Origin of the sequence: Actinomadura spongiicola (assembly GCF_003432485.1) — a bacterium.
In the GTDB taxonomy this organism is placed as follows: Bacteria; Actinomycetota; Actinomycetes; order Streptosporangiales; family Streptosporangiaceae; genus Spirillospora; species Spirillospora spongiicola.
This window is the reverse complement of record NZ_QVNQ01000010.1, coordinates 86,561-111,345: the sequence shown is the minus strand read 5'-3', so window position 1 is coordinate 111,345 and position 24,785 is coordinate 86,561. Positions and strand designations below refer to the sequence as shown.

Sequence of the window (24,785 nt, the reverse complement as noted above, 5' to 3'; positions counted from 1 at the left end):
TCCGACTTGACAGGCTTGAAACGATCAGTGCATGTACGAGCGCTTCGCCCACGAATACGCCGCCCATGCCGAGGACAACTCCCACAACGCCCTCTACGATCGTCCGGCCGTGCTCGGCCTCGCCGGTGACGTCGCCGGTCTCGCCGTGTTCGACGCGGCCTGCGGCCCCGGCCTGTACGCCCGCGAACTGCTGGACCGCGGCGCCCGCGTCACCGGCTGCGATGTGAGCCCCACCTTCGTGGACCTCGCCCGCGCCCGCTGCGACGGCCGCGCCGACCTGCGCGTCCACGACCTGACCGAGCCGTTGACCTGGGTCCCGGACGGCTCGGCCGACCTGGTCGTGTTCGCGTTGGCGCTGCACTACTTCGACGACCGGGTGACCCTGCTCGAAGAGTTCCGCCGCATTTTGCGCCCGTCCGGCGCGCTCGTCCTGTCGACCGAGCACCCGACCATGAGCTGGACGCGGCTGGGCGGCTCGTACTTCACCGAGGAGCCCGTGGAGGAGTCGCTGAGCCCGGACCGGGACTGGCCGATCCGGGCGTGGCGGCGTCCGTTGACGTCCATCTGCGCGGAGTTCCGTGCCGCCGGGTTCTTCATCGACGAGCTGCTGGAGCCGCGTCCCGTGCCGGAAATGGCCGAACGCTACCCGGACGACCACGCGAAGCTGGAGCTGCTCCCCGCCTTCCTCGCATTCCGCCTCATTCCGGCGGCGCCTCCCCCGAGTCGGTGATGTGCCACCGGCCGACCTCGCTGTAACCGGAGTCATAGATGACCGAGGTGTCGCCGGGCTTCAACCCGTAGTGGCGGAGGTTCCCGCCCCAGTACCGCAGGATGCGCTCCAACTCGCGGACGGTCTCCTCACCCACGACGCCTCGGTCCATGTCGACTTCCAGAACGAACTTCACGCCCTCACCTCCTGCTATCGCCTCCTTCAACCATGTCATTGAAATAGGTAGTGAAGGTTTCCCGTGAAGAGCAGCTGGATGTCAAGGTAGGAACCCTGGAGAGTCTCAAACAGCAGAGCAAGGCTGGGTCAGGCGCGGTGGAGCTTCTTCGTCAGGAGTTCGAAGGTGAGGTCGTCGCGTTTGGGTAGGCCGTAGCGTTCGTCGCCGTAGGGGAACGGGCGCAGGTCGCCCGTGCGGACGTAGCCGCGCCGGACGTACCAGGCGATCAGGTCCTCGCGAAGGCTGATCACCGTCATGTGCATCTCGGGCGCGCCCCACTCGTCGCGGGCGATCCGTTCGGCCTCGGCGAGGAGGGCCTTGCCGAGGCCGCCGCCCTGGCGATCGGGACGGACCGCGAACGTTCCGAAGTAGGCGTGGTCGGCGCGTTTCTCCACCTGGCAGCAGGCGTCGAGGGCGCCGTCGTTCTCGGCGAGGAGCATCAGGCCGTTCTCGCTGTTCACCACGGCCTCGACCATGTCGGAGTCGATGCGCTGGCCGTCGAGGAGGTCGGCCTCGGTCGTCCAGCCGACGCGGCTCGCGTCACCGCGGTAGGCGGACTCGATGAGCGCGACGAGGGCGGGGATGTCGGCCTCGGTGGCCGTGCGGAAGGAGGGACTGACATGCGTCACGGGATGAAATTCTATGACTTTCCGGGTTGACCCGGTGATCCTGGACGTTTAATATCCAGGATATGCGGATGAGTGAGGGTGTCGAGTGGGCGCTCCACAGTTGCATCAACCTCGCCTGGCTGGAGCCCGGTGAGGCCATGCCGGCGGCCAAGCTGGCGGGGTTCTTCAGTCTCCCGGCGGCCTACCTGAACAAGCAGCTCCAGGCGCTGGCGCGGGCGGGGATCCTCACGTCCACGTCCGGGCCCAGGGGCGGATTCCGGCTCGCCCGGGCCTCCGAGGACATCACCATGCTGGACGTGGTGACCGCGATCGAGGGCGCCGAGCAGGCGTTCCGGTGCGAGGAGATCCTCCGCCGGATTCCCGGAGACCACGAGGGGGTCGACTACCGGAAGACGTGCGCCATCTCGCAGTCCATGTGGCGCGCGGAGATGGCGTGGCGCAGGGAACTGGCGGGTCAGACCATCGCCGACCTGAAGAGGACGGTCGAGAAGCGGGAACCGGCCACGCCCGGCAACGTCCGCAACCGGTTCGCGAACCTGCGGACCTGATCGTGCCGCCCACCAGGGGCGACACGCGCAAGGATCCTGGATATTCCATATCCAGAATAGGGAGGAATCGTCAATGCAGCCACGATTGAGCGTCAGGAAGTCCGCCGCCGAGGGGTACAAGGCGATGCTGGCGCTGGAGTCGTTCGTCTTCGCCAGTGGCGTCCCGCACCGCACCCTGGAGCTGGTCAGGCTGCGGGTCAGCCAGATCAACGGCTGCGGGTTCTGCGTGAACATGCACTCGCGGGACGCCAAGAAGGCGGGGGAGACCGATGAGCGGATCTGGTCCGTCGCGGCGTGGCGGGAGGCGCCGTTCTACTCCGACGAGGAGCGGGCGGCCCTCGCGCTCGCCGAGGCCGCCACCCGGATCGCGGACGAGCCGGACGGGGTCCCGGACGACGTCTGGGACGCGGCCGCCGACCACTACGACGAGAAGACGCTCGCCGGTCTGGTGATGGCGATCGCCGCGATGAACGCGTGGAACACGATCAACGTGACCCTCCGGAACCCGGTCCCCGCGCACTGAAGGGTCAGCGGGCGGGCAGGACGCGGCCCGTCACCTCCCCGAAGCCGATGCGGGTGCCGGGCGGGCCGGGCGCGGTCGCGGAGATGACCACCTCGTCGCCGTCCTCCAGGAAGGTGCGGGGCTCGCCGTTCACCTCGACGGGCTCCGCGCCGCCCCAGGTCAGCTCGATGAACGCGCCGCGCTGGTCCCGGTCGGGGCCGGAGACCGTCCCGGACGCGAACAGGTCACCGGTGCGGGACGACGCCCCGTTCACCGTCAGGTGCGCGAGCATCTGCGCCGGTGACCAGTACATCTCCCGGTAGGGCGGACGGGACACGACCTGCCCGTTCCAGGAGATGCTCAGATCGAGGTCGAGGCCCCACGGGTTCTTCTCGCGCAGGTACGGAAGCGGTTCCGGGTCCTGGGGTGGGGTCGCGACCCGGGCCGATTCCAAGGCGAGAAGCGGCACGACCCAAGGGGAGATGGACGTCGCGAAGCTCTTCCCGAGGAACGGGCCCAGCGGCACGTATTCCCACGCCTGGATGTCCCGCGCCGACCAGTCGTTGACGAGGACGACCCCGAAGACCCGTTCGCCGAAGTCGTCCACGCCGACCGGGGTGCCGAGCGGAGACCCGGTGCCGACGACGAAACCGACCTCGGCCTCGATGTCCAGGCGGCGGCTCGCCCCGTACGACGGCGCCGCGTCGGACGGGGGCTTGCGCTGGCCGCTCGGCCGGACGATGTCCGTCCCGGACGGCACGACCGTCCCGGCGCGCCCGTGGTAGCCGACGGGCAGGTGCTTCCAGTTCGGTTGCAGCGGCTCGGACCCGGGACGGAAGAGACGCCCGAGGTTGGACGCGTGGTGTTCGGACGCGTAGAAGTCGACGTAGTCGGCCACCTCGAACGGCAGGTGCAACGTGACCGCGTCGACCGGATGGACGGCCGCGTCGTCCACGTCGCCTGAGACCAGGTCGCGGATCCGTTCGCGGACCTCCACCCACCGCGCGTGCCCCTGCGCCATGAACGGGTTGAGGTACGGCGCGGCGAACACGTCGTCGAGGACGGTCAGGTCGACGACGGAGTCGGCGACGCGGACGCCGACGCGGGGCCGGGTGCCCGGCGTGGAGAACACGCCGTAGGGCAGGTTGGCGAGCCCGAAGAGCGAGTCCTCGGGTATCGCGACGCGGGTCATCGGGCGGACTCCTGGAGGATGGGCGTGAGCAGGCCGAGGTCGGTGAGTTCGTGCAGCGGATCGGTGATGCTGCACGTCCCGAACGACAGGAACCGGGCGCGGGCGGCGACCGTCCGCCGCTCCCCGAGCCCGGCGACCCGGGACGCCACGGACGCCGCGTCACGGTCGGCGAGAATGGCGGCCAACTCGTCCACCGGGCGGCCATCAGCGGCAGCGTCGGTCGCCAGCAGCAGGTTCAGGAACCCGTGCTGGTGGAAACCGGTCTCCGGGTCGGTGTTACGGACGGGATGGTGCAGCCCCGCCGTCGCCTTGAAGGGGACGCCCGCGTCCACCACCGCCTTGATCGCGGCGGCCAGCTCCTCCGGACTCGGATACAGCTGGGGTTTCACGCCGCCGGTGCGGAATTTCGCGCGGTGCCCGAGCTCGGCGACCGCCGCGATGATCGACGCACGCCGTTCGTCCCGGGGGACCTCGACGTAGACGGGCACGTCGACGCTGCCGAGAACCCGGAAGAACTCGTCAGACCCCATCCCCGGCGGGACGGCGACCTCCAGCCCGCGCACGTCGACGGGCAGGTGCGCGGCCGTCGCGACCGCCTTCGCGGCCTCGCACGGGCCGCCCGGCGCGGTGATCGACAGATCGAGGGGGTCGGAGTCGCGCAGGAGCGGTTCCAGCTCGTCCAGCGCCGAGGCGGGCAGGACGAGCGGGCCGACGAGCTCGGCGTACGAGGAGGAGCGGTGGGCGCGGTGCGCCGGAACGGCGACGGCGAGCGGGGCCAGGCCGGGCGGGAACACGGCCGCGTCGTCGCAGAGGCCGAGGGCGAAGGTCGGGAAGCCGGTCACCGCTGCCTCGCCCAGGTCCAGGCGTACGCGTCGTCCTCGCAGGCCAGACCGCCCTCACCGAGTTCGAGCGGATGGAAGGTGTCCACCATGACGGCCAGCTCGTCGAAGAACTCGACGCCGATGCTGCGCTCGTACGCGCCCGGCTGCGGGCCGTGCGCGAACCCGCCGGGATGGACGGACACCGACCCCTGCCCGATACCGGAGCCCTTGCGCGCCTCGTAGTCGCCGCCGCAGTAGAACATGACCTCGTCGGAGTCGACGTTGGAGTGGTAGTAGGGCACCGGAATCGACAGCGGGTGGTAGTCGACCTTGCGGGGCACGAAGTTGCACACCACGAAGTTGTGGCCCTCGAACACCTGATGGGCGGGCGGCGGCTGGTGCACGCGGCCCGTGATCGGCTCGAAGTCATGGACGCTGAACGTGAACGGGTAGAGGCAGCCGTCCCAGCCGACGACGTCGAACGGGTGCCGGGCGTACGTCATCCGCGTGCCGGTGAGGCCGCGCGACCCGCGATGCTTGACGAGGACCTCGACGTCGGTGCCGTCCACCTGGATCGGGTCGCCGGGGCCGTGCAGGTCGCGTTCGCAGTACGGGGCGTGCTCCAAGAACTGCCCGTACCGCGACAGGTAGCGTTTCGGCGGCGCGGTGTGTCCCGTGGCCTCGATGGCGTACGCGCGTAGTGGCTGGTCGCCGGTGGGCAGCCAGCGGTGCGTCGTGGACGTCGGGACGATGACGTAGTCGCCCGCCTTCACCTCCAACGACCCGAAGACCGTCTCGACGGTCGCGGTGCCGGACTCGATGTAGACGATCTCGTCACCGGTGGCGTTGCGGTACAGCGGCGAGTCGGCGGCGGAGACGACATACGACAGCCGGACGTCGCTGTTGCCGAGGATCAACCGGCGGCCGGTGACGACGTCGGTCTCGGCCCAGGTCTCCTTCGGGAACAGGTCGTGCAGCTTGAGATGGCGCGGCTTCAGCGGATGGTTCGGCGTGGTGGCCGCGTCCGGGATCTCCCACGGCTGCGAGTCGACGATCGCGGACGGGATCTCCCGGTGGTACAGGAGGGACGAGTCCGACGAGAACCCCTCCTCGCCCATCAGCTCCTCGAAGTAGAGCCGCCCTTCGCCACCCCCGTGATCGTTGTGACGATGTTGGGTGTGCCGTTTCGGCGGCACGTGGCCGACCCGGCGGTAGTGGGCCATGGTCCATCGCCTCCGATGATTAACGCGTTAACTATTTTCGTGCCGACACTACGACTCTTCTCCGGCAGAGGGAAGGGCCTAACCCGCTCCGCGGAACGGGCCGGAGGACGGACTACGTTCGTTCGCGGGCGTCGAAGCGGGTGCGGCCCGCGATCAGCTTGTCCAGCAGCATGATCAGCATTTGCTGTTCGGTCTCGGTGAGCGCGTCCGCCCACTGCCGTTCCCGCTCGTTCTGTCCGGCGAAGATGTCCAGCATCGCGCGTTGCCCCTCGTCGGTCAGGGACAGGATCACCGACCGGCCGTCGCGCTCGCCGGGGGAGCGGTCCATCATTCCGACCGCGATCAGCGTCTTCGTCAGGTTCGACACGGCGGCCCTGCTCATCCCCGCGAGCGCCGCGGCCCGGCCCGGCTCCAGCGGGCCTGCCAACCAGGTGACGAACAGCAGCCGGAACGCCGCCCACGAGTGTCCGCGCGGCCGGTGCACGGTGGACTCCAGGTCGTAGGTGACGATCGCCGCGGCCCGGTTGAGGGTCAGCAGCAGGCGGGTCGCCAGCCGGTGCGGGAAACCGTACTCGTCCGAGAGTCGGTGCCCGGCGAGGTCGACGAACGACCAGAAGTCGAGGTCGTCGCCGTTGCTCTCCGTGACCGTCACCTCGGGAACCTCCTTGAACTGGTTCAGGTATAAACCATTTAACCCGTCCGGGGCGCGAGTGTCAGCCGAAGATCGTCGGGCATGGGTGCAGGGGGAGCGCGTCGGGGCGCGTGTGGGGAGGGACGATGGCGACGGTCGCCGACCAGTTCATCGCGGTGTTGCGGCAGGCCGGTGTCCGCCGGATCTACGGGGTGGTCGGCGACAGTCTCAACCCGATCGTGGACGCCGTCCGCCGCACGGACGGCATCGACTGGGTGCACGTCCGCAACGAGGAGGCCGGGGCGTTCGCCGCCGCCGCGGAGGCCCAGACGACGGGACGGCTCGCCGTGTGCGCGGGAAGTTGCGGCCCCGGCAACACCCACCTCATCCAGGGCCTGTACGACGCGCACCGGTCGGGGGCGCCGGTACTGGCAATGGCGTCGCAGATTCCGAGCACGCAGATCGGCAGCGGCTATTTCCAGGAGACGCACCCCGAACGGGTCTTCGTCGACTGTAGCCATTACTGCGAGGCGATCAGCACTCCCGCGCAGATGCCGCGCATTCTCCGCACCGCGATCCAGCACGCGGTCGGCCTCGGCGGTGTCTCCGTCCTGACGCTGCCGGGTGACGTCGCCAGCAAGGACACCGCCAATCCGACCGGGGAACACGATTTCCTCGTGCGCAAGGGGATCGTCCGGCCTCCGTCCGACCAGGTGGAACGGCTCGCCGGTGCGTTGAACCGGGCCCGCAAGGTCATGTTGTTCTGCGGCTCGGGCGCCCAGGACGCCCATTCCGAGGTGATGGGGCTCGCCCACAAGCTGCTCTCCCCCATCGGCCATGCCCTGCGCGGCAAGGAATGGATCCAGTACGACAACCCGTTCGATGTGGGCATGAGCGGGCTGCTCGGCTACGGCGCCTGCTACGAGGCGATGCAGGAGGCCGATCTGGTTCTCCTCCTCGGCACCGACTTCCCGTACGACCCGTTCCTGCCGGGGAAGAACACCATTCAGATCGACGACGACCCGTCCAAGCTGGGCCGGCGAACGCCTCTCGATCTGGCGGTCCACGGCGACATCGGGGAAACGCTCCGTCTCGTCCTCGACAAGGTGCGGCAGAAACACGACCGGTCGTACCTGGACGAGATGCTGCGCCGCCACGCACGCGCCTTGGAGAACGTCGTCTCCGCCTACACGCGCGACATCGAGAAGCACGTCCCGATCCACCCGGAGTTCGTGGCGAGCGTCCTGGACGACCTCGCCGCCGACGACGCGATATTCACCGTGGACACCGGCATGTGCAACGTCTGGGTGGCCCGCTACATCACGCCGAACGGTCGCCGCCGCGTCATGGGCTCGTTCGTCCACGGTTCGATGGCGAACGCGCTTCCGCACGCCATCGGCGCCCAGTACGGCGCCCCCGGGCGGCAGGTCATCTCCGTCTCCGGCGACGGCGGCCTCGGCATGCTGCTCGGCGAACTCCTCACGGTGAAACTGCACCGCGTTCCCGTGAAGATCATCCTGTTCAACAACGCGTCATTGGGCATGGTTCGTCTCGAAATGCTGGTGGACGGTTTCCCGTCCTACGAGACCGACCACGAGCCCGTCGACTACGCCGCGATCGCGCAGGCCATCGGCATCGACTCCGCCCGCGTCGAACGTCCCTCCGACGTCCGCACGGTCATGGAACGGGCCCTCGCCGCCCCCGGCCCCTACCTCTTGGACGTCGTCACCGACCCGAACGCCCTCTCCATTCCCCCGCACATCACGCCACAGCAGGTGAAGGGTTTCGCGCTGGCCGCCGGAAAGACCGTCCTCACCGGAGGCGTCGGCAAGATGCTCGACCTCGCTCGCAGTAATCTCCGCAACATCCCCCGCCCCTGAGGCTCATTTGCCGAGTAGCCCGGCCTCGTGGGCGAGAATGGCGGCCTGGACGCGGTTGGTGAGGGAAAGCTTCGTGAGGATGCGGCTCACATGGGTCTTCACCGTCGCCTCGCTCATATGGTGGGTCGCCGCGATGTCGGCGTTGGAAAGCCCGCCGCCCACCGCGATGAGCACCTCGCGTTCCTTACCGGTCAACACCGAAAGGCGTTCCCGGGCCCGAGCCCGCCCCGGTTCGGCGTCCACGAAATCCTGGAGCAGCCGCCGGGTGACCTTGGGGGAGAGCATGGCGTCGCCCCGGGCCGCGCTCCGGACGGCGAGAATGATCTCCTGCGCGGAGGCGTCCTTCAGCAGGAAACCGGCCGCGCCGAGCCGCAGCGCGGAATGAACGTACTCGTCCAGATTGAACGTGGTCAGCACCACGACGTTCGGCGGGTGGGCGAGCCGGGCGAGGCGCTCGGTGGCGGTCAGGCCGTCGGCGCGCGGCATCCGGATGTCCATCAGAACCACGTCGGGACGATCCGTCAGCGCCCGGCGCACCGCCTCGTCGCCGTCCGCGGCCTCGCCGACCACCGTGATGTCCGGAGCGGTCTCCATGATGGTCCGCAGCATCGCGCGCACCATCCACTCGTCGTCCACGACCAGGACCCGGATCGGCTCGCTCATCGGCCGTGCTCCAGGGGCACCTCGGCGCTGATCTCGAAACCGCCCTCGGACGTCGGCCCCGCGGTGAGCCGCCCGCCGACGAGCCGGATCCGCTCGGCGACGCCGAGCAGGCCGTGACCTCCGCCGGGCAGGACGGAACCGCCGCCGCGTCCGTTGGTCACCGACAGCCGCAGCTCCGTGGGGGTCCGCCGAACGCGCACGTGGGCATGCGCGCCGCCCGCGTGTTTGTGCACGTTGGCCAGCGCCTCCTGGACGACCCGGTACACCGCGTGCCCGACCATCGCGGGTGGCGGGTCGCCGGACTCGTCGACCAGATCCAGCGTGACCGGCGTGCCCGCGTCGCGGGACTGGGCTATCAGGTCCCGCAGATCGGCGAGGCCCGGAAGCGGCGCCAGCGGCGCGCCTTCCTCGGCGCGCAGCACCTGCACCAGCGAACGCAACTCGGTCAGCGCCTCCCGTCCGATCCCGCCGATCCGCCCGGCGATCGCGACGGCGTCCCGTCCGGCCGCCGCCTCCAGCGCGGTGGCGTGCAGCACCATCAACGCCACCCGGTGCGTGACGACGTCGTGCATGTCGCGGGCGATCTGGGCGCGTTCGTCGCTGCGCGCCTGGAGGACGCGCTGGTGCTGCTCGCGTTCGGCCCGTTCGGCCCGCTCCCGCATCCTGGCGACCAGTTCACGGCGCGTCCCGACGTACAGGCCCAGCAGCGCGGGCGCCGCGCAGAGACCGAGGCCGAGCGGGACCGCGGCGTCGGGCCCGCCCTCCCGCCACACCGGCGAACCGACGAGCACCGCACCGACCAGCGTGCCGACCGACACCCTGCGCCAGGACTTGGTGCGCTCCGCCAACGTGTACTGCGCCAACAGCAGGGCGACGAACGCGCCCATCGTCACCCACGCCGCCAGGGCCAGGACGACCAGGCACTCCGGCCACCGGCGCCGCCGCCACACCGCGACGCCGACGAGCGCCCCGAGCGGCACCGCGAACCACAGCGGCGGCTCCCGGTCCAGAAAGGCGATGTCGTGGCCGCCCAGCGAGCGGCCCACGCCACCGTCCCCGGCCGCCGTGGTCGCGGCGACGGCGAGCGCCAGCACCGCGTCGAACACCGCGCGCCGGTGTCCCCACAGACCCATGAAGGTCAACTTAACCGGGTCGCGACCGCGCGGCGTCGGCAGAAAGTTGTACGCCGACCCCCGGAATTCGAGCCTTTCCATCGACCCGGATGCACCGGATCGCCCGATGCCCCGACCGCACCGCACGGTCCAGTCTGGCCGCGTACCGACGACTCGACCGGAGGAGCCGACCGTGGCCGACCATTCCCGACGGGCCGTCCTGCGCGGCGCCGCCCTCAGCGCGGCGGCCATCCCCATGGGCGGTACGGCCCCGTCCCCCCGGAAGGACCCGCCGATCACGGTGGGCCCCGACGATCCTCGCTACCGCTCCCTGGTGCTCCGGGGCTACAACCGGCGGTTCGAGGGCAGGCCCGACCAGATCCGCGTGGTCACGTCCACCCGCGACGTCGTACGGGCGGTCGACGACGCGGTACGGACGAGGCGACGCGTAGCCGTCCGCAGCGGCGGCCACGGCTTCGAGAACTTCGTCGACGACCCCGCCGTCCGGATGCTCGTCGACATCTCCACCATGACGGCCGTCGAGTACGACGAGCGCCGCGACGCCTTCATGGTCGAGGCGGGTGCCACGCTGGGCGAGATCTACCGGCGGCTGTACCTGGGGTGGGGCGTCACCATTCCCGGCGGCACCGGCTCCGACGTGGGGGCGGGCGGGCACATCACCGGCGGCGGCTACGGCGCCCTGTGCCGACTGCACGGCCTGACCGTCGACCACCTGTACGCGGTGGAAGTCGTCGTTGTCGGACGTTCCGGCAAGGCGAAGAGCGTGGTGGCCACCCGCGAGCCGTCCGACCCCCATCGGGAACTGTGGTGGGCGCACACCGGCGGAGGCGGCGGCAACTTCGGCATCGTGACCCGCTACTGGTTCCGTTCCCCGACCCGCTCCCTGCCCAGACCGCCCGCCACGGTGCTGGACTTCTCGCTCGACTGGCCGTGGGACGACCTCGACCGCGACTCGTTCATCCGGCTGCTCCGCAACTACGGACGGTGGACGGAACGCAACTCGGCGCCCGGCTCACCCGGCGCCGCCCTCTACGGCGAGTTCACCCTCACCACCAGACCGTCCGAGACCATCACCCTGTCCGGGCAGGTCGCCACCGACACCGGCGCGAACCGCCTGCTGGGCGACCTGGTGAACGCGCTCGGCCACGGCGTCGACGTCCGGCCGTGGCGCCAGACGTCGACCCTGCCCTGGCTCACCGCCGCCACCAAGGGCTGGGGCGGCGGCCCCGGCCCCTTCCACCGCATCAAGATCAAGTCAGGTCTGCGCCGCCGCGGCTTCACCGATCGGCAGCTCGCCGTCGTCCACCACCATCTCACCAGGTCCGACTACGGCCACCCGTACGGGCACATGTTCATCAACACGTTCGGCGGACGCGTCAACACCGTCGCCCCCGACGCCACCGCGGTGTCGCACCGCGACTCGATGTTCATCGTCGGCTTCCTCGTCGGCTGGGACGACCCCGCCGAGGACGCCCGCCACCTGGGCTGGATCCGCGATCTCTACCGGGACGTCTACGCCGACGGCGGCGGCGGCGTCCCCGCCGGAACCGCCGACGAAGGCGCCTACATCAACTACCCCGACACGGACCTGGCCGACCCGAAGCTGAACGGCTCGTCCACCCCCTGGCACGCCCTCTACTACGGAGCCAACTACACCCGCCTCCAACAGGCCAAACGCCGCTACGACCCGCACAACGTCTTCCACCACGCCCTCTCCATCCGCCCCACTTGACCTATTTCATCCGGCGTCGGGAGGATCGCACTGACAAGATCGGCTTATGTCTGATGAGAACGTGTGGCGGCCGTCCCGTGCGCGCTGGGCCGGACCCGACGGAGTCGTGTGGCGGCGGCAACAGAAATGGCTAACCGAGCGCGACGCGCGTCGATTCTTCCGCCGCAAGACCGGACGAGTGGCCGTCGAGGCGTCCGCCTCACAAGTCCTGACCTGGCTCCGGTCCGAGGAGCGCGCGGCTTTCTGGGGCGCCCACGTGGCCGGTCATGTCGACGACCTGCAACGGCACGTCCCCCGCAACGAGAAGGGCGTCACCTACCACGTGAGCGTCTGGAAGAGCGAGACCGGCGAACGGCTCACGCTGCTCTCCGAGATGTGCTGACCAAGGGAATGGTCGGGCCTGCGCGGAACGTTTTCTCCCTCAGGTAGTCTTGACAGTGACAAGATTCAAGGAGGTCGCATGACGGACGCTGGGCTGGCTCGACAGATGTGGCATCAGCTCGAACCCCTGCACGCCCTGTTCTGGTACTCGCCCGAGGTCTTCGCGGAGGCCGAGGCGCTCGGGTACGCGGTCGACGAACGATGGCCGAGCTACTTCGCGTGGCGTGCCGCGCCGCTGGGCGCGGCCGGCGCCGAGGCCGTCTCGGCCGCCTTCTACAGTTTCAGCCCGCGCAAGGTCGCCGAGTACGTTCCCGCGGCCTGGACGGTCGCGTCGCCCGACCGCGTCCTGGAGGCCCGCGTCCGGGCCGTCGACCGGATGTACAGGGCGTTGCTGGACGACCTGGACGTCGGTGAGGCCGCCGATCTCGCCCGTGCCGCCGCGGAGGCCGCGAGCGTCGTGGGACGTCCCCTCGCCGCCGCCAACGCCGACCTGCCCTGGCCGGACGAGCCGCATCTCGTCCTCTGGCACGCCATCGGCATCCTGCGCGAGCAGCGCGGCGACGGGCATGTGGCCGCGCTCCTCACCGCCGGGCTCGACCCGGTGGAGGCGCTGGTCTCGTTCGCGGCCGTCGGCGCCGCGTCGGTGAGGACGTTCGCGAGCCGTGGCTGGACGGACGCCGAATGGGCCGCGGCCCGTGACCGGCTCGCGTCCCGCGGGCTCGTCCACGCGGACGGCACCGCCACCGACCGGGGCCGCGAGCTGCGCGACTCCGTCGAGCGGACGACCGACGACCTCGCCTACGAGCCGTGGCGGACGCTCGGCCCCGCCAAGGCCGACCGTCTCGCGGAACTCACGATGCCCATTCTGATCAAGGTGCTGGAGACCGGTCTGATGCCCGCCGAGAACACGCTCGGCATCGGCAAGATCCAGGCCCCGCCGCGCTGACCCGGGCTCACTCGTCGTCGACCGGGGGCGCCTCGTCGTCGACGGCCGTTTCCGGGTCGTCCTCCACGGACCGGTGCGTGGCCTGGTGCACGCGGACGGCCAGGAGCGCGCGGGCGAACCTCGCGGCCTGTTCACCGTCCATGACGGCCGGGATCTGGTCCACGCCGATCAGGGCACCGGACAGCGCGGTGACCGCGCCGGAGTCGCCGACCCGCACCCCGTTGCCCTCGGGCAGGTCCTCCACGGACGGGAGGTCCAGCGCAGCGCGCAGCGTGTCCTGGAGGGCGCGGACGGTCGAGGCGTCGCGGTCGATGCGGATCTCGGCGCCGTCCGCGCGCAGCTCGGCCCGCTCGGCGCGGACCTCCGCGGCGTCGGCCCGCTCCTCGGCGCGGTCGGCGCGGGTGGCCAGTTCGGCGACGCGTGCGACGACGGAGTCACGTTCCACGGTGAGGCCCGCGATCTCGCCCTTGGCGGCCGCCAGCTCGGCGCGCAACTGCCGTTCGGCCTCGGTCGTGGTCTTGAGGAGGGCACGCGCCTCGGTCAGCTCGACCCGGAGGGTCGCGAGTTCGGCCTGCGCGGTGGCGAGCGCGGTCTGCTCGGCCGCGAGGCGGGTCGCGAGATCGTCACGTTCCCGTTCGGCGTCGGTGCGCGCCTGATGCTCGGTGCTCCACGCCGTCTCGGCGCGCTTGCGGAGACCCTCGGCGTTCGCGACCTCGTTGGCGGCGGTGGCACGGGCCTGCTGCGCGGCACCGGCCTCCTTCCACGCGTTCGCCTCGCTCTCCTGCGCGGCGCTGACGCTGGCGGCCGCGGCGGCGGTCGTCTTCTCCAACTCCTCCTGCGCGGCGGCGACCTCACGCGCGGCGGCCTCCGCCCGCGCCTCGGCCTGCCGGGCCCGCTCGTCGGCCTCGGCGGCCTGCCGGCGGGCGCCGCGCGCCTCGGCCAGCGCGGTCTCCGCCTGGTCGAGCGTGTCGCGCACCTCGCCGTCCAGCCGCTCACCGAGCGTGGACGCGGCGGCGGCGAGCTGGCCCACCAGCCCGGCGAGCCGCTCGACGTCCCTCGCGAACACCCTGACCGGTGCCGCTTCGACCGGCAGCGCGCGTTCCCCGCCACCGGTCGGCCCGGCGGCCGGTCCGTTGGCCGGCACGACGGCTGTTCCGCCCGCCGGCTCGTCTGTCGACCCGCTTCCCGGGCCGTCGATCGCCAGCCGGAGCGGCGCGGTCAGCATGCCGTCGTCCGGGACACCTCGCTCTTCGTGCACGTGGGCATCCTAGTGAAATGCCCCGATTTCGCACCTCCCCCTTACGAACGGGGTGCTATCACGTGACCTCGCCACCGATCCCCTTTATGATCGTCCGCCCCCGAAGACCCGCCGGGACGGCCGCCAGGTGAGGACGCGGCGACCCAGGGTAAGGCTGTAGGGCCGAGGGCGGTGGAGCGTGCGGGGGCGGGGGATGCCATTCCAGAGCAGGATGCACGTCCGGATCGCGCAGGGGAGAGCACGCGACCCGACGGGGCTCCATGACGCGCTCGACCGCTGGCATCGGGACCTGGCCCCGCGAGGGTGGCTGGGCTCGACCGCCGGAGTGACCGACGACGACGCCACGTTCATCTGGGTGGCGCGCTTCAAGTCCCCCCGGGCCGCCCACCGCAACGACAGGCGCCGGGCCCACCGCGAATGGTGGGCGGCCACCTCGGAACTGCTCCACGGCGAACCCACAGTCAACGAGAGCACCGACGTCGAGAAGTTCGGCGCGGGAGGCTCGGACACGGCGGAGTTCGTCCAGCTCATCCAGACCCGCGTCCGCGACCGGGAGGCCCTCCGCCCGTTCTGGACCGACGAGGAGGCGCGGGCCATGGCCGAGGCGCGGCCGGACACCATCGGCGGCCTGTTCATCGTCTTCCCGGACGGCGCCTGCACCATCGAGGTCTTCTTCACCACCGAGGAGGACGCGAGGGAGGGCGAGCGCAGACCGATGCCGCCCGACCTCAAGGAGTGGCGCGACGAGGAGATGACGCACTACGACGCGGAAGCGACCTTCCACGACCTGCGCGACCCCTGGCTCTACTCCCCCTGACCCTGGCCGCCATCCGGTCGCGGGTCCGCGACGGCGGCCGCGCCACTTCCCCTGGGTGTCACAGACCCGGGTAGTGCCCTGTCTATAAGGCAAAGCACCACGCGGAGAGGGAAGGATCATGCGAGTCTTCGTCACGGGGGCGACCGGAGCGCTGGGGCGGTATCTCGTCCCCGGCCTGGTCACGGCGGGGCACGAGGTCACGGCCACCACGCGGAAGCCCGGCAGGGTCGCGGGCCTGCGGGAGGCGGGCGCGGAACCGGTCGTCCTGGACGGCCTGGACCGCGAGGCCGTGATCGCGGCGGTCCTGGACGCAGCGCCGGACGTGATCGTCCACCAGATGACGGCGCTGACCGGCGGCATGCGGGACATCCGCAAACCGGACAAGTTGTTCGCCGCCACGAACGCGCTGCGCACGCGCGGCACCGACAACCTGCTCGACGCGGCGGAACGGGCCGGCACCCGCAGGGTCGTCGCGCAGAGCTACGCGGGCCTCGGGCCCGACCGGCGTCCCGGCCCGCCGAAGACGGAGGAGGATCACGACGACTGGCGGCCGATCCCGGCGGCCAGTGGCGGCCGGGCCGCGATCGAGCATGTGGAGGAGACCGTTCCGGCGCGGGTGCCGGAGGGCATCGTGCTGCGCTACGGCGGGTTCTACGGGCCGGGCGCCTCGGACGTCCTGCTGGACGCGGTGCGCAGACGGCGGATGCCGCTCATCGGCGGCGGCACGGGCGTCGCATCGTTCATCGAGATCACCGACGCCGCGCTCGCGACGGTCACCGCGATCGAGAGCGGGCCGCCCGGCGTGTACAACATCGTGGACGACGATCCGGCGCCCGTCCGGGAGTGGCTGCCCTACCTGGCCGAGATCGTGGGCGCCAAGCCGCCGCCGCGCGTGCCCGCCTGGCTCGCGCGTCCGGCCGTCGGGGAGTTCGTCGTCGCCCAGATGACCACCTCGCGCGGGTACTCGAACGCGAAGGCCAAGAAGACCCTCGGCTGGGAGCCCCGGTACGCGAGCTGGAGGGAGGGGTTCCGTGCCTGGGTCGCCGGATGAGACGTACCGGCCGCTGCTGTTCTCCATCGCCTACGGGATGACCGGGTCCGTGGGGGACGCCGAGGACATCGTCCAGGACGCGTTCCTCGGCCTGACCCGGGCGCGGCGGGCCGGGACCACGATCGCCGATCCGAAGGCGTACCTGACGACGGCGGTGACGCGGCTGGGCATCAACTATCTGAGTTCCGCGCGGGTGCGCCGGGAGACGTATGTCGGGGACTGGCTGCCGGAGCCGGTCGTCGTCGCCGCCGACGCGCCGGGCCCGGCCGAGCACGCCGAACTGGCCGACTCGCTGTCGATGGCGTTCCTCGTCCTGCTGGAGGCCCTACGACCGGTGGAGCGGGCGGTGTTCATGCTCCGCGAGGTGTTCGGGTACGGGTACGGGGACGTCGCGAGGATCACCGGCAAGACCGAGGTGAACTGTCGGCAGATCTTCGCCCGCGCCAGGCGACGCGTCGCCGCCGGGGCCCCACCGCGGCGGGACGACCCGGTGCGGCGGGCGGAAGGCGGGGAGTTCGCCCGGAGGTTCTTCGAGGCCGCCACGGGCGGCGACATGGAGGCGCTGCTCGGCATGCTCGCCCCGGACGTGATCCTCCGCGGCGACGGCGGCGGCAAGGCGCAGACGGTCACGCGCGCTATCGCTGGACGCGAGCGGGTCACGCGGTTGCTCATCGGCACTTTCGACCGGGCCCGGACCCTCGGCATCTCCATCCGCCCGGCCGGTGTCAACGGACGTCCGGGCGCCGTCCTCTACGACACCGAGGGGTATGTCGTCGGCGTGATCGAACTCGATGTCGCCGACGGCGAGATCCAGACGATCCGATCGGTGAACAACCCCGACAAGCTCGGCCACCTCGGCCCGGTCTCCACCCTGGCACGCCTGCGAACCTAGGCGCTCTCGGGCTGGTGCTCGGGGCAGTCGACGCGCAGATCTCCGGCGTCGAGGTGCAGGTTGAGCAGCGCGCAATGGTGGTCGCCGCCGTGCAGTTCGTGGAAGCGGCACGTCAGGCACGTCCGGGCCACGGTGATGACGCCCGCACGGTGGAACCGCTCGACAAGGACCAGCAACGAGTTCAGGACGGTCTCGCGCACCTCCACGGGCAGCGCGTCGACGACGGCGACCAGGTCCCCGCGCCGGGAGGCGATGCCGTCCGCGGTCTCCCGTCCCGCCGGGGTGAGGGACAGCCGATGCCTGCGACGGTCGGTCGAATCGGGCTGTCGGGCCACCAGGCCCTTGGAGATCAGGGCGGTGACCGCATCGCTGACGGTCGGTTGCGAGACCTGGAGTTCGCGGTGCAGCGCGTCGACGCGAGCCTCCGGCGGCGGCCCGGTCGCGAGCAGGGCGAGGAGCTGCGCCTGGAGGGGGCTGAGCCGCTCGGCACCGGCGACCTGCTGGCTGAAGGCCCGGTAGGCGACGGTCAGCCGCTCAAGAGCATCGACGGTTTTGTCGCCGACATCCTGATTGCTCCCCATGCTTGACACCCTATAGGACTCCTCTCTATATATGCATAGGAGTCCTATAGATGAGAGGTGGCACGATGACCACACAGGCACCGGCCGGATACACCTACGGTTCGACCCCGCCCAGCCCCGTCTCCCTGGAGGAGCTCGCCAAGCTGGAGGCGAGCGTGCTGTTCACCGCCGAGGACCGGGAGGCCCTGCGCATGGCGGGAGACGTCCTGGAAGGCCAGGTCGAGGACGTCCTGGACGTCTGGTACGGCTTCGTGGCGGCGCACCCGCACCTCGCCGCCTACTTCTCGACCCCGGACGGCACGCTCCTGGAGGACTACCTGACCCGCGTCCGGGGCCGGTTCGGCCAGTGGATCCTGGACACGTGCCGCCGCCCGCACGACCAGGAATGGCTTTCCTACGCCCACGAGATCGGCCTGCGGCACACTCACGAGAAGAAGAACCAGACCGACGACGCTCCGTCCGTGCCGCACATCCCGCTGCGCTACATGGTCGCCTTCATCTACCCGATCACGGCGACCATGCGTCCGTTCCTGGCGAAGAAGGGCCACGGCGAAGCCGACGTCGAACGCATGTACCAGGCCTGGTTCAAGTCGGTGACCCTCCAGGTCATCCTGTGGCTCAGGCCGTACTCCCCGGACAGGTGGTGAAAGCCCGCTGAACGTCCACGTCGGCGGGGCCGAAGGGCGGAAAGTACAACTCGTCCCGCCGGACGACGCGAACACCGGGGATGCGGGTGGTGTCGACGGTCACCTCGGCGTAAACGGTCAAGTCGGTGAGTTGGTCAAGCGGGGGCAGCTCACCGAAGTCGCCGTGCGCCAAAGTCAGGGACCGCAGGCCCGGAATCTCGCGCAGACGGTCGATGTCGCGCACGTCGACGACCGTCAACGCGAGGTGGTCGACGGGGGTGCCGCTCAACTCACCGACGTCGATCACGGCCGGACCGCCCAGGTGGAGCAGCTCCCAATGGCGCCCGGTCAGGGGGCCGAGGTCCATGCCGTTGTCGTCCCACAGGAGCGCCTCCGTCACCGCCGGAAGGTATCTGACCGGCTCGAACGTCCCGACCCAGGCGAAATCGGTGGTGAGACGCCGTCGCCGCAGGATCGGCCCGGCGGGCGGAGGCGTCGACGACTCGGTGCCCGCGAGAACACGTCGCCACACGGGCCAGAGGTAGGCCCAGAACTCCTCCCAATCCCGCTCCGCGTCGACCACGTCTTCGCTACGGGTCATTTGTCCCCCCAGCACATAGCTTCGCTCAAGCGAGACCATCGAACGGGCGTGGGTCCAGGGCGACGAGCGTTTGACGGCCCGATTCGAAGGCTACGGCTGACGTCGGCCAGCGGAAAGGCGAACTGAGCACATGAGCGACCTGGCCTTCACGACCGAGCTGACATCTTGGCGTGCGGAGATCGAGCGGATGCTCGGGCCGTTCTTAACGGGATTCGAGGACTCCCTCGGCTATCCGCCGGGCGACAACCACATCCGGGAACCCGACCTTCACGTGGTCGGATCGCCCAGACTGCGGGAACTGCCGCCCGCCTTGGCGGCCTTTTACCAGGTCATCGGTGAGGTCGTGCTGCCCGATATCGGCAACGGGCACTTCGTCCACGCAGCCGAAGACGTGCTCGACCAGCTCCGTGAGGAAGGCGCCGTAGACGTCTGCGACGGCGTCGGCGCCGTGGTTTTCGCGAGCAACGGCGGCGGCGTCCTGTACGCCATCGACAGCACTGGCGCGATCCTTCGGTCCCACGCCGCGTCCCGGGACAGCGCTTTCGAGCCCGTCGCCACCGACCTTGCCGACTACCTCCATCAGCTGCTGGGCGTGGTGGCCGAGTTCGTCCGGACCGGCGATCCCGGAAAGCTCTGAGCCCCGCGGAATAGCTGACCGCGACCGGTGACCCGGCCGGACACGTCGTCGAGCCACGATTCGGCAACCCCAGATCCGAGCCGCCGCTGTGATGCGACCGCCACGGCTCCATCGCTGTGGGTTCTCGGAGGGTTAGGGGGTCAGAGTTCGGATTCTTCCCACGAGGTGACGACGACCTCATCGCCCACGGCGAGTTTGCCCGGACGCACCACGGCGAATTTCGCACCGAACGCCACCCCGCCCGAGGACGCCCGGCGATAAGCGGCGAGCGTGCGGAGCGGCTCGGGACCCGACTTGACGCCGGTGTGCTGGTCGACCGTGGTGACGACGCACCGAATGGCGAGTTTGGCGTAGCCCAACTCGCCATTGCCGATGATGACCCGGCGGGCCTCGTCCTCGCGGTGCGGCCGGTCCCAGCCGTCGACCACGATGTTGGGACGGAACCGGTTCATCGGAAGCGCCGGGCCTTCGAGGCGGGCGTTCAAACCCTGCAGACTCGCTCGCGAAATGAGAAGCACCGCACTGCTGTCGGCGTAGCCGGAAGTGCCCGGGGTCCATCCGTCGGTCACCCGGTCGTGCTCCGGCGGTACCCGGACCAGCCTGCTCGGCTTCCCCAGCCACTCCGTCAGCCACCGTGCCGCGACATCGCCCTGGTCGATGCCCGGATACGGCGCACCGAACATCTCCACCGCCCGCCGATCGGCGCTCAGCTCGACATCGACGCGGAGCGCGCCGGCGCCCGGAGCGCGGAGCGTCAGCCGCGCCCCGCCGGTGTCGATCTCGGGTCGGACGACCGCCAGCCGCGGATCCCGCCGCTGCGTCCGCGCCACCCCATGCTCGTCGACCACCATGAAGGTGCGGTCGTGCGCCAGTCCGGCCTCCGTCAGCGCCGCCTCGGTCGACAGCACTCCCGCGCATCCCTTGACCGGGTAGCTGTACAGCTCGGTGACGACGGCCATCGCTCTCCTCACTGGTCGTGGACACCACGGTAGGGACTGGACGGCGTCGACTTCCAGGCGAGAAGGCGATACGTGACACAGATTCGTCAGCTTTGGCCGCCCACCGCGTCCCGCCGCCGAGGCAGGTGGAACCGGCGGTGCTCTTACAGGCCCCCCGATCGAGGACGGCGAAGGCGACCAACCGATGACAAGCCCAGGATTCGTCATGAAGACGAGGAATGCTCCGCCCTCGCAAGGAACGCGCCCGGCGGCGAGTCGCATCGAGATTCATGCACTTTCCGAGTGAATTCGGGCCGGACGTGGCTGTTTGTCGAGTTCGGAAGGACGGTGGTGGTGCTAGCCGTACCGGAATCCTCTCGTAGGCGGGGTCGACCGGCCGGGGCTTGTGAACACAAACTGCATTGCGTCAAGACCGTTCAACGGCATCAGAAGGAGAGCGTTTGATGCGTGCAAGAATCCTGGCGGGCCTTTCTCTCGCCGCCATCGTAACGGTGGGACCGGCCACCGCTCCGGCCTTGACCGCCACCGCCCTGGCCGCTCCGGCGCCGGTGTGCGACTCCGAGATCATCGGAGACGAGGTCACGGTTCCCCAATGGGGAACGAAGGCCGCCGCGGCCTGGTCCGTCCAATGCCCGGAGGCCCGCAACCTGAGGGCGGAAGTCACGTACGTCACCGGGCGCACGGTCGTCGCTGAGACCGATGTCGCCGCCGGGGAACAGTGGGAGGCCCTGGACTTCAGCCCGTCCTTTGACGGCAGCGGCGTGAACTCCGTCGTCGAGATCTACGAGAACGGCGAACTGCTGGACCAGCTCGCCATCAACTGGGACTGACCCTCACGTTAAGGCGACGTGGCGGGGTTATGCAGTGATGCATAACCCCGCCACACCGCAACGCGTCGAGCGGCGATCCGAAGCGGACCCCTGTGGGCAGGATGTGCGACGCGGTTCGAATAGGCGGCGTAAGATTAGAGATTTCCTCTGGGCCCCTTCACCTGGGGGTTGGAAAAACTCCTGCGGCCAACGCCGTCACTGCCCGGCCTGGCCCAAGGCCAGGCCGAGCGCAGAACCGGGTACCGAACCAGACCCCGGCGTCGTCCCCTACCTGGAGCGCCAGACGGTGCCGCGCCGCTCGTATTCGAGGACCTTCTCGGCGAACAGGGCGGACTCGGGGCCGTAGAAACGCTCGATGAGCCACAGCCCGAGATCGAGGCCCGAGGTCACGCCGCCGGAGGTGACCAGATCGCCGTCGTCGACGACCCGCGCGTCGACGACCTTGCCGCCCTGGGCTTCGAGGTCCTTCTTGGCGGCGTGGTGCGTCGTGCAGGGACGTCCGGTCGTGATCTTCGCGGCGGCCAGCAGGAGCGTCCCGGTGCACACCGCCGTGGTGATCAGGCCGGGCCGCTGCGCGCTCGCGAGCGCTCGGGGCAGGACTCCGCGGCGGATCTCCCCGCCCACCCCGCTCTCCGAGCCGACACCGCCCCCGGGAACCACGAGCACGTCGGCCGACCGGGGGGACCAGGGGGTCTGCACGGCGATCTTCATACCGTGAGCCGTGGTGACCGTACGCGGACCGTCGGCGGTGACGAAGCTCTGCTCCAGCCCGTGCCGCCCGGTGATAATGCCGAGGACCTCCACCGGGCCGGCGAAGTCCTGCTCCTCCACGCCGTCGAAGAGAACCGTGTGCACACGCAGCCGCTTGGGTGGACGAGGTGGCTGCGGTGACGCCGACGCCGCCGGGGACGTTGCGATGAGGCCCAGGCCGAGGCCGGTGGTGGCGACCGTGCCCGTGCGGAGAAGGTTCCGCCTGTCCATGTCATACCTCCTGGTGAGTGGGGGATGGAAAGGTCGTTAGCTTGGGAGCAGACCGGCGGCGACGTGCTTTCCGGGACGCGCGCCCGGGGGCATGGCGAACACGGCGCTTCCGGTGTGTCGGATGAAGGCGTTGAGCCTGTCGGACTCGGCCAGCTTGTGCTGGACGCGTACGAACTCGGCGGGATCGCGCAGGTAGGCGCAGAAAAGGGTCCCGGCGTCGTAGGCGGCGTGGCCGCCGCCCGAGTGTTTCGGCATGTCCTGGCCGTGGTCGTGGTCCTCGCCCGGGGTGTCGTGGTGATCGGCGACCGGCTGGCTGTTGGCCTGGAAACCGTAGTCGTAGTTGTACGAGCGGCGCAGCATGGGGACGTTCCGCACCAGGGCCAGATGGGAGTCGGCGGGGACGAGGAGGCCGCCGTGCGGTGCCGCCTTGCCGAGGTCGGGGGCGCTGAACTCGTGTCCGCCGCTGAGCGGGGCGCCGTTGTCGCGTCGCCGCCCGATCGTCTCGTCCTGTGTGCGCGTCGAGGAGGTGTCCCATTTCGGTAGATCCATCCGGATCTTGCGGAAGACCAGGTAGGTGCCGCCGGAGAACCAGGCGGGCTCGTCCGCGCCGTCGGACCAGACGGCGCGGTCGAACTTGGCGTCCCCGGGACGCGGGTTGGCGGTGCCGTCCTTGTGGCCGAAGAGGTTGCGCGGGGTCGCGTCGCCGAACCGGCCCAGGAACCCCTGCTGGGTCCAGCGCAGCCGGGCCACTCCCGGCGCGCGGCTGCGTAGGGTGCGGAACGCCCGGCTGATGGTCTGGAGGTCGTCGCCGCAGATCTGGACGAGGAGCTCACCGCCGCTCCATGCGGCCTCCAACCGGTCGGTGCGGAAGGCGGGAAGCGGTTCGAGCCGCCTCGGCCGTTGACGTTCCTGTCCGATGCGTGCGAACAGTCCCGGGCCCAGGCCGAAGGTGATCGTCAGGCGGGACGGTTCCAGGCCGTCGGCGATCCCGGAGTCCGGTGGCACGTCCGGTCGGCCGCCCGGTCTGGGGCCGGGGGCGTGTCCCTGGGTGATGCGTTCGGCGGCGATCGTCCACCAACCCATCAGCCGCTGGAAGTTGGCCGCGGCCTGTGCGGGGGTCAGACGCTCGCCTTTCACCGGGTCGGTGGATTCCAGGTCGAATGCCGCGAAGAACGCGTACTGCTGCTGCGGGGTCGCGATGCCCGCCTGGTGGGCTCCGTGGAACGGCACGGTTCCGGACGGACGCGGCGGCGCGCCATCCCGCTGCGTCGCCGCCAGCGCTCCGCCCGTCGCCGCCACACCGGCGGTCGCCGCGGCGGCGGTGATGACGGCGCGCCGTGAGAGACGGCCTCCCGTTCGTTCGGACATGAGACCCCCATTGCGAACCCAACCTTCAGATAACCTGAAGGCTAACCCAAGCTTCAGGAAACCTGAAGGCGGGGTCGGTCGAAGGCGGGGAGGTGCCGTCTTCTGGCAGGTCAGTCGGTGGCCGGGTCCGCGAACGCGGTGCGTATCGCGTCCCCGATCCGCTGATGCGCGCGGGGGGAGTCCGGGCCGAACACCCGCTCGTCGACCTCGGCCACCGCGCGCTGCGCCGCGTCCAGCAGCTCGTGCCCCTGCTCCGTCAGCTCGATCGTCGAGGCCGACCCCGCGCGGGCGTTGTGGTCACGCACGAGCCCCGCGGCGACGAGCGCCTTCACGGCCCCATGCGCGCTTTGCACGGTGATTCCCGACATTCGCGCCAGATCGCTGAACGACGCTCCCGGCACGGCGGCGATGTGGCCGAGCAACCCGAGCCTGCCGACCGTGAGCCCCAGCGGTGCGAGAACGGTGTTGAGCTCGCTCTCGATCCGCCGCGCCAGCGACAGCACCACGATGGAGGTGCTCGCGACGGGCGGCCTCGGACGGCCGTTCTCGGAGGTCACCGTCCCAGTGTCCCGCAGTCTCCCCGCCCTCCGGACGACCAATGTCCCGACCGGTGGGCGCGGTGCCCGACGACTGGGCAGCCTCGGAAAGCCGAGCCGCTGCACTCATCCGTGGCCGCGGGGCAACGCTGCGGGACGGCCAGGACCTCGGTGTATCGATTGCCAGTGGTGGGATCGTGCTGGTTCGGTCGCGTCCATCGCCTCGGCCTTGCCCTCAACAAGGTCAACGACGAACGCGAACGGCTCTGTGAGTACATCGAAGAGTCGCTCGCCGAGAATGGCTTCTGGGAAAAGCTCCGCGGATGACGCGCATTCGGCGTCAAGCCGGCCTGAGGCGATCTGTCGAGCTTCTTCGGCGACAAGTCGACGCCAATGTTCAGAGGGGCGAAGGGCCATGGGGGC

The 24,785-nt window shown here is 70.3% G+C and carries 28 protein-coding genes; 13 read left to right on the top strand and 15 right to left on the bottom strand.

Going from position 1 to position 24,785, the window contains the following annotated elements:
* The first annotated feature begins 31 nt into the window (after positions 1-31).
* The gene (locus D0T12_RS28125) at positions 32-730 is read left to right on the top strand and encodes a class I SAM-dependent methyltransferase (RefSeq protein WP_117403226.1); all 699 of its coding nucleotides are present in this window, start codon (positions 32-34) and stop codon (positions 728-730) included.
* Here D0T12_RS28125 and D0T12_RS28120 read toward each other — a convergent pair.
* Together D0T12_RS28120 and D0T12_RS28115 are read right to left on the bottom strand one after the other, a co-directional pair.
* On the bottom strand, positions 699-905 hold the full coding sequence (locus tag D0T12_RS28120) for a hypothetical protein (protein WP_117403224.1): 207 nt from the start codon (positions 903-905) through the stop codon (positions 699-701). The two genes, D0T12_RS28125 and D0T12_RS28120, sit on opposite strands and share 32 nt — an antisense overlap.
* 128 nt (positions 906-1,033) lie before the next feature.
* On the bottom strand, positions 1,034-1,573 hold the full coding sequence (locus D0T12_RS28115) for a GNAT family N-acetyltransferase (protein ID WP_117403222.1): 540 nt from the start codon (positions 1,571-1,573) through the stop codon (positions 1,034-1,036).
* Positions 1,574-1,641: 68 nt separating this feature from the next.
* Here D0T12_RS28115 and D0T12_RS28110 point away from each other — a divergent pair, with 68 nt between their 5' ends.
* The gene (locus tag D0T12_RS28110) at positions 1,642-2,121 is read left to right on the top strand and encodes an RrF2 family transcriptional regulator (RefSeq protein ID WP_233526329.1); all 480 of its coding nucleotides are present in this window, start codon (positions 1,642-1,644) and stop codon (positions 2,119-2,121) included.
* Between the two features lie 73 nt (positions 2,122-2,194).
* Positions 2,195-2,644, top strand: a complete 450-nt coding sequence (locus D0T12_RS28105) for a carboxymuconolactone decarboxylase family protein (protein WP_117403219.1) — start codon at positions 2,195-2,197, stop codon at positions 2,642-2,644.
* 4 nt (positions 2,645-2,648) lie between these two features.
* Here the strand turns inward: D0T12_RS28105 and fahA are convergent, their stop codons facing one another.
* The 4 genes from fahA to D0T12_RS28085 all read right to left on the bottom strand — a co-directional run bounded on the left by fahA (position 2,649) and on the right by D0T12_RS28085 (position 6,511).
* Positions 2,649-3,815, bottom strand: a complete 1,167-nt coding sequence (gene fahA, locus D0T12_RS28100; protein WP_117403217.1) for a fumarylacetoacetase — start codon at positions 3,813-3,815, stop codon at positions 2,649-2,651.
* Positions 3,812-4,657, bottom strand: a complete 846-nt coding sequence (locus D0T12_RS28095) for a hypothetical protein (RefSeq protein ID WP_117403215.1) — start codon at positions 4,655-4,657, stop codon at positions 3,812-3,814. Before D0T12_RS28095 ends, fahA begins: the two co-directional genes overlap by 4 nt.
* Complete coding sequence (locus D0T12_RS28090; protein ID WP_117403213.1) at positions 4,654-5,859, bottom strand: homogentisate 1,2-dioxygenase; 1,206 nt, start codon at positions 5,857-5,859, stop codon at positions 4,654-4,656. Before D0T12_RS28090 ends, D0T12_RS28095 begins: the two co-directional genes overlap by 4 nt.
* 112 nt (positions 5,860-5,971) lie before the next feature.
* On the bottom strand, positions 5,972-6,511 hold the full coding sequence (locus tag D0T12_RS28085; protein WP_199487750.1) for a MarR family winged helix-turn-helix transcriptional regulator: 540 nt from the start codon (positions 6,509-6,511) through the stop codon (positions 5,972-5,974).
* Between the two features lie 125 nt (positions 6,512-6,636).
* Here D0T12_RS28085 and D0T12_RS28080 point away from each other — a divergent pair, with 125 nt between their 5' ends.
* Positions 6,637-8,370: a pyruvate dehydrogenase gene (locus D0T12_RS28080; RefSeq protein WP_117403209.1), complete on the top strand. Its 1,734-nt coding sequence runs from the start codon at positions 6,637-6,639 to the stop codon at positions 8,368-8,370.
* 3 nt (positions 8,371-8,373) lie between these two features.
* On the opposite strand, the gene D0T12_RS28075 is transcribed toward D0T12_RS28080, so the two are convergent.
* Positions 8,374-9,033, bottom strand: coding sequence for a response regulator transcription factor (locus D0T12_RS28075; RefSeq protein WP_117403207.1), 660 nt, complete (start codon positions 9,031-9,033; stop codon positions 8,374-8,376).
* Positions 9,030-10,166 carry a sensor histidine kinase gene (locus D0T12_RS28070; protein WP_117403205.1) on the bottom strand — a complete coding sequence of 379 codons (1,137 nt, stop codon included), beginning with the start codon at positions 10,164-10,166 and terminating at the stop codon, positions 9,030-9,032. Before D0T12_RS28070 ends, D0T12_RS28075 begins: the two co-directional genes overlap by 4 nt.
* A gap of 172 nt (positions 10,167-10,338) precedes the next feature.
* On the opposite strand from D0T12_RS28070, the gene D0T12_RS28065 reads away from it, so the two are divergent.
* The 3 genes from D0T12_RS28065 to D0T12_RS28055 all read left to right on the top strand — a co-directional run bounded on the left by D0T12_RS28065 (position 10,339) and on the right by D0T12_RS28055 (position 13,225).
* Entirely contained in the window at positions 10,339-11,898 is a 1,560-nt protein-coding gene (locus tag D0T12_RS28065) for an FAD-dependent oxidoreductase (protein WP_199487749.1), read from the top strand.
* Between the two features lie 46 nt (positions 11,899-11,944).
* A complete protein-coding gene (locus tag D0T12_RS35020) occupies positions 11,945-12,280 on the top strand; it encodes a hypothetical protein (protein WP_147339663.1) in 336 nt (111 codons plus the stop codon).
* Positions 12,281-12,358: 78 nt separating this feature from the next.
* Positions 12,359-13,225 (top strand): SCO6745 family protein, encoded by an 867-nt coding sequence (locus D0T12_RS28055; RefSeq protein WP_117403199.1) that lies wholly within the window; start codon positions 12,359-12,361, stop codon positions 13,223-13,225.
* Between the two features lie 7 nt (positions 13,226-13,232).
* On the opposite strand, the gene D0T12_RS28050 is transcribed toward D0T12_RS28055, so the two are convergent.
* Positions 13,233-14,483 (bottom strand): coiled-coil domain-containing protein, encoded by a 1,251-nt coding sequence (locus tag D0T12_RS28050; protein WP_117403197.1) that lies wholly within the window; start codon positions 14,481-14,483, stop codon positions 13,233-13,235.
* 193 nt (positions 14,484-14,676) lie between these two features.
* Between D0T12_RS28050 and D0T12_RS28045 the strand changes: the two genes are divergently transcribed.
* The 3 genes from D0T12_RS28045 to sigJ all read left to right on the top strand — a co-directional run bounded on the left by D0T12_RS28045 (position 14,677) and on the right by sigJ (position 17,243).
* Positions 14,677-15,300 (top strand): hypothetical protein, encoded by a 624-nt coding sequence (locus D0T12_RS28045; protein WP_147339662.1) that lies wholly within the window; start codon positions 14,677-14,679, stop codon positions 15,298-15,300.
* Positions 15,301-15,418: 118 nt separating this feature from the next.
* Positions 15,419-16,351, top strand: coding sequence for an NAD-dependent epimerase/dehydratase family protein (locus D0T12_RS28040; protein ID WP_117403193.1), 933 nt, complete (start codon positions 15,419-15,421; stop codon positions 16,349-16,351).
* Positions 16,332-17,243 carry an RNA polymerase sigma factor SigJ gene (gene sigJ, locus D0T12_RS28035; protein WP_233526328.1) on the top strand — a complete coding sequence of 304 codons (912 nt, stop codon included), beginning with the start codon at positions 16,332-16,334 and terminating at the stop codon, positions 17,241-17,243. Before D0T12_RS28040 ends, sigJ begins: the two co-directional genes overlap by 20 nt.
* On the opposite strand, the gene D0T12_RS28030 is transcribed toward sigJ, so the two are convergent.
* Positions 17,240-17,824 carry a MarR family winged helix-turn-helix transcriptional regulator gene (locus tag D0T12_RS28030; protein ID WP_117403191.1) on the bottom strand — a complete coding sequence of 195 codons (585 nt, stop codon included), beginning with the start codon at positions 17,822-17,824 and terminating at the stop codon, positions 17,240-17,242. The genes sigJ and D0T12_RS28030 overlap by 4 nt on opposite strands.
* 65 nt (positions 17,825-17,889) lie before the next feature.
* Here D0T12_RS28030 and D0T12_RS28025 point away from each other — a divergent pair, with 65 nt between their 5' ends.
* Positions 17,890-18,471: a protoglobin domain-containing protein gene (locus D0T12_RS28025; protein ID WP_117403189.1), complete on the top strand. Its 582-nt coding sequence runs from the start codon at positions 17,890-17,892 to the stop codon at positions 18,469-18,471.
* Here the strand turns inward: D0T12_RS28025 and D0T12_RS28020 are convergent.
* Positions 18,443-19,051 (bottom strand): hypothetical protein, encoded by a 609-nt coding sequence (locus D0T12_RS28020; RefSeq protein WP_117403187.1) that lies wholly within the window; start codon positions 19,049-19,051, stop codon positions 18,443-18,445. The two genes, D0T12_RS28025 and D0T12_RS28020, sit on opposite strands and share 29 nt — an antisense overlap.
* Positions 19,052-19,181: 130 nt before the next feature.
* Here D0T12_RS28020 and D0T12_RS28015 point away from each other — a divergent pair, with 130 nt between their 5' ends.
* Entirely contained in the window at positions 19,182-19,688 is a 507-nt protein-coding gene (locus D0T12_RS28015) for a hypothetical protein (RefSeq protein ID WP_117403185.1), read from the top strand.
* A 140-nt stretch (positions 19,689-19,828) separates the two neighbouring features.
* On the opposite strand, the gene D0T12_RS28010 is transcribed toward D0T12_RS28015, so the two are convergent.
* Entirely contained in the window at positions 19,829-20,647 is an 819-nt protein-coding gene (locus D0T12_RS28010) for an MOSC domain-containing protein (protein WP_117403183.1), read from the bottom strand.
* A 443-nt stretch (positions 20,648-21,090) separates the two neighbouring features.
* Between D0T12_RS28010 and D0T12_RS28005 the strand changes: the two genes are divergently transcribed.
* Positions 21,091-21,477 (top strand): hypothetical protein, encoded by a 387-nt coding sequence (locus D0T12_RS28005; protein ID WP_147339661.1) that lies wholly within the window; start codon positions 21,091-21,093, stop codon positions 21,475-21,477.
* A gap of 267 nt (positions 21,478-21,744) precedes the next feature.
* On the opposite strand, the gene D0T12_RS28000 is transcribed toward D0T12_RS28005, so the two are convergent.
* The 3 genes from D0T12_RS28000 to D0T12_RS27990 all read right to left on the bottom strand — a co-directional run bounded on the left by D0T12_RS28000 (position 21,745) and on the right by D0T12_RS27990 (position 24,383).
* The gene (locus tag D0T12_RS28000) at positions 21,745-22,458 is read right to left on the bottom strand and encodes a DJ-1/PfpI family protein (protein WP_117403179.1); all 714 of its coding nucleotides are present in this window, start codon (positions 22,456-22,458) and stop codon (positions 21,745-21,747) included.
* A gap of 36 nt (positions 22,459-22,494) precedes the next feature.
* The gene (locus D0T12_RS27995; RefSeq protein WP_117403177.1) at positions 22,495-23,826 is read right to left on the bottom strand and encodes a Dyp-type peroxidase; all 1,332 of its coding nucleotides are present in this window, start codon (positions 23,824-23,826) and stop codon (positions 22,495-22,497) included.
* Between the two features lie 110 nt (positions 23,827-23,936).
* Positions 23,937-24,383 (bottom strand): MarR family winged helix-turn-helix transcriptional regulator, encoded by a 447-nt coding sequence (locus D0T12_RS27990; RefSeq protein ID WP_117403175.1) that lies wholly within the window; start codon positions 24,381-24,383, stop codon positions 23,937-23,939.
* Positions 24,384-24,785 lie beyond the last annotated feature (402 nt).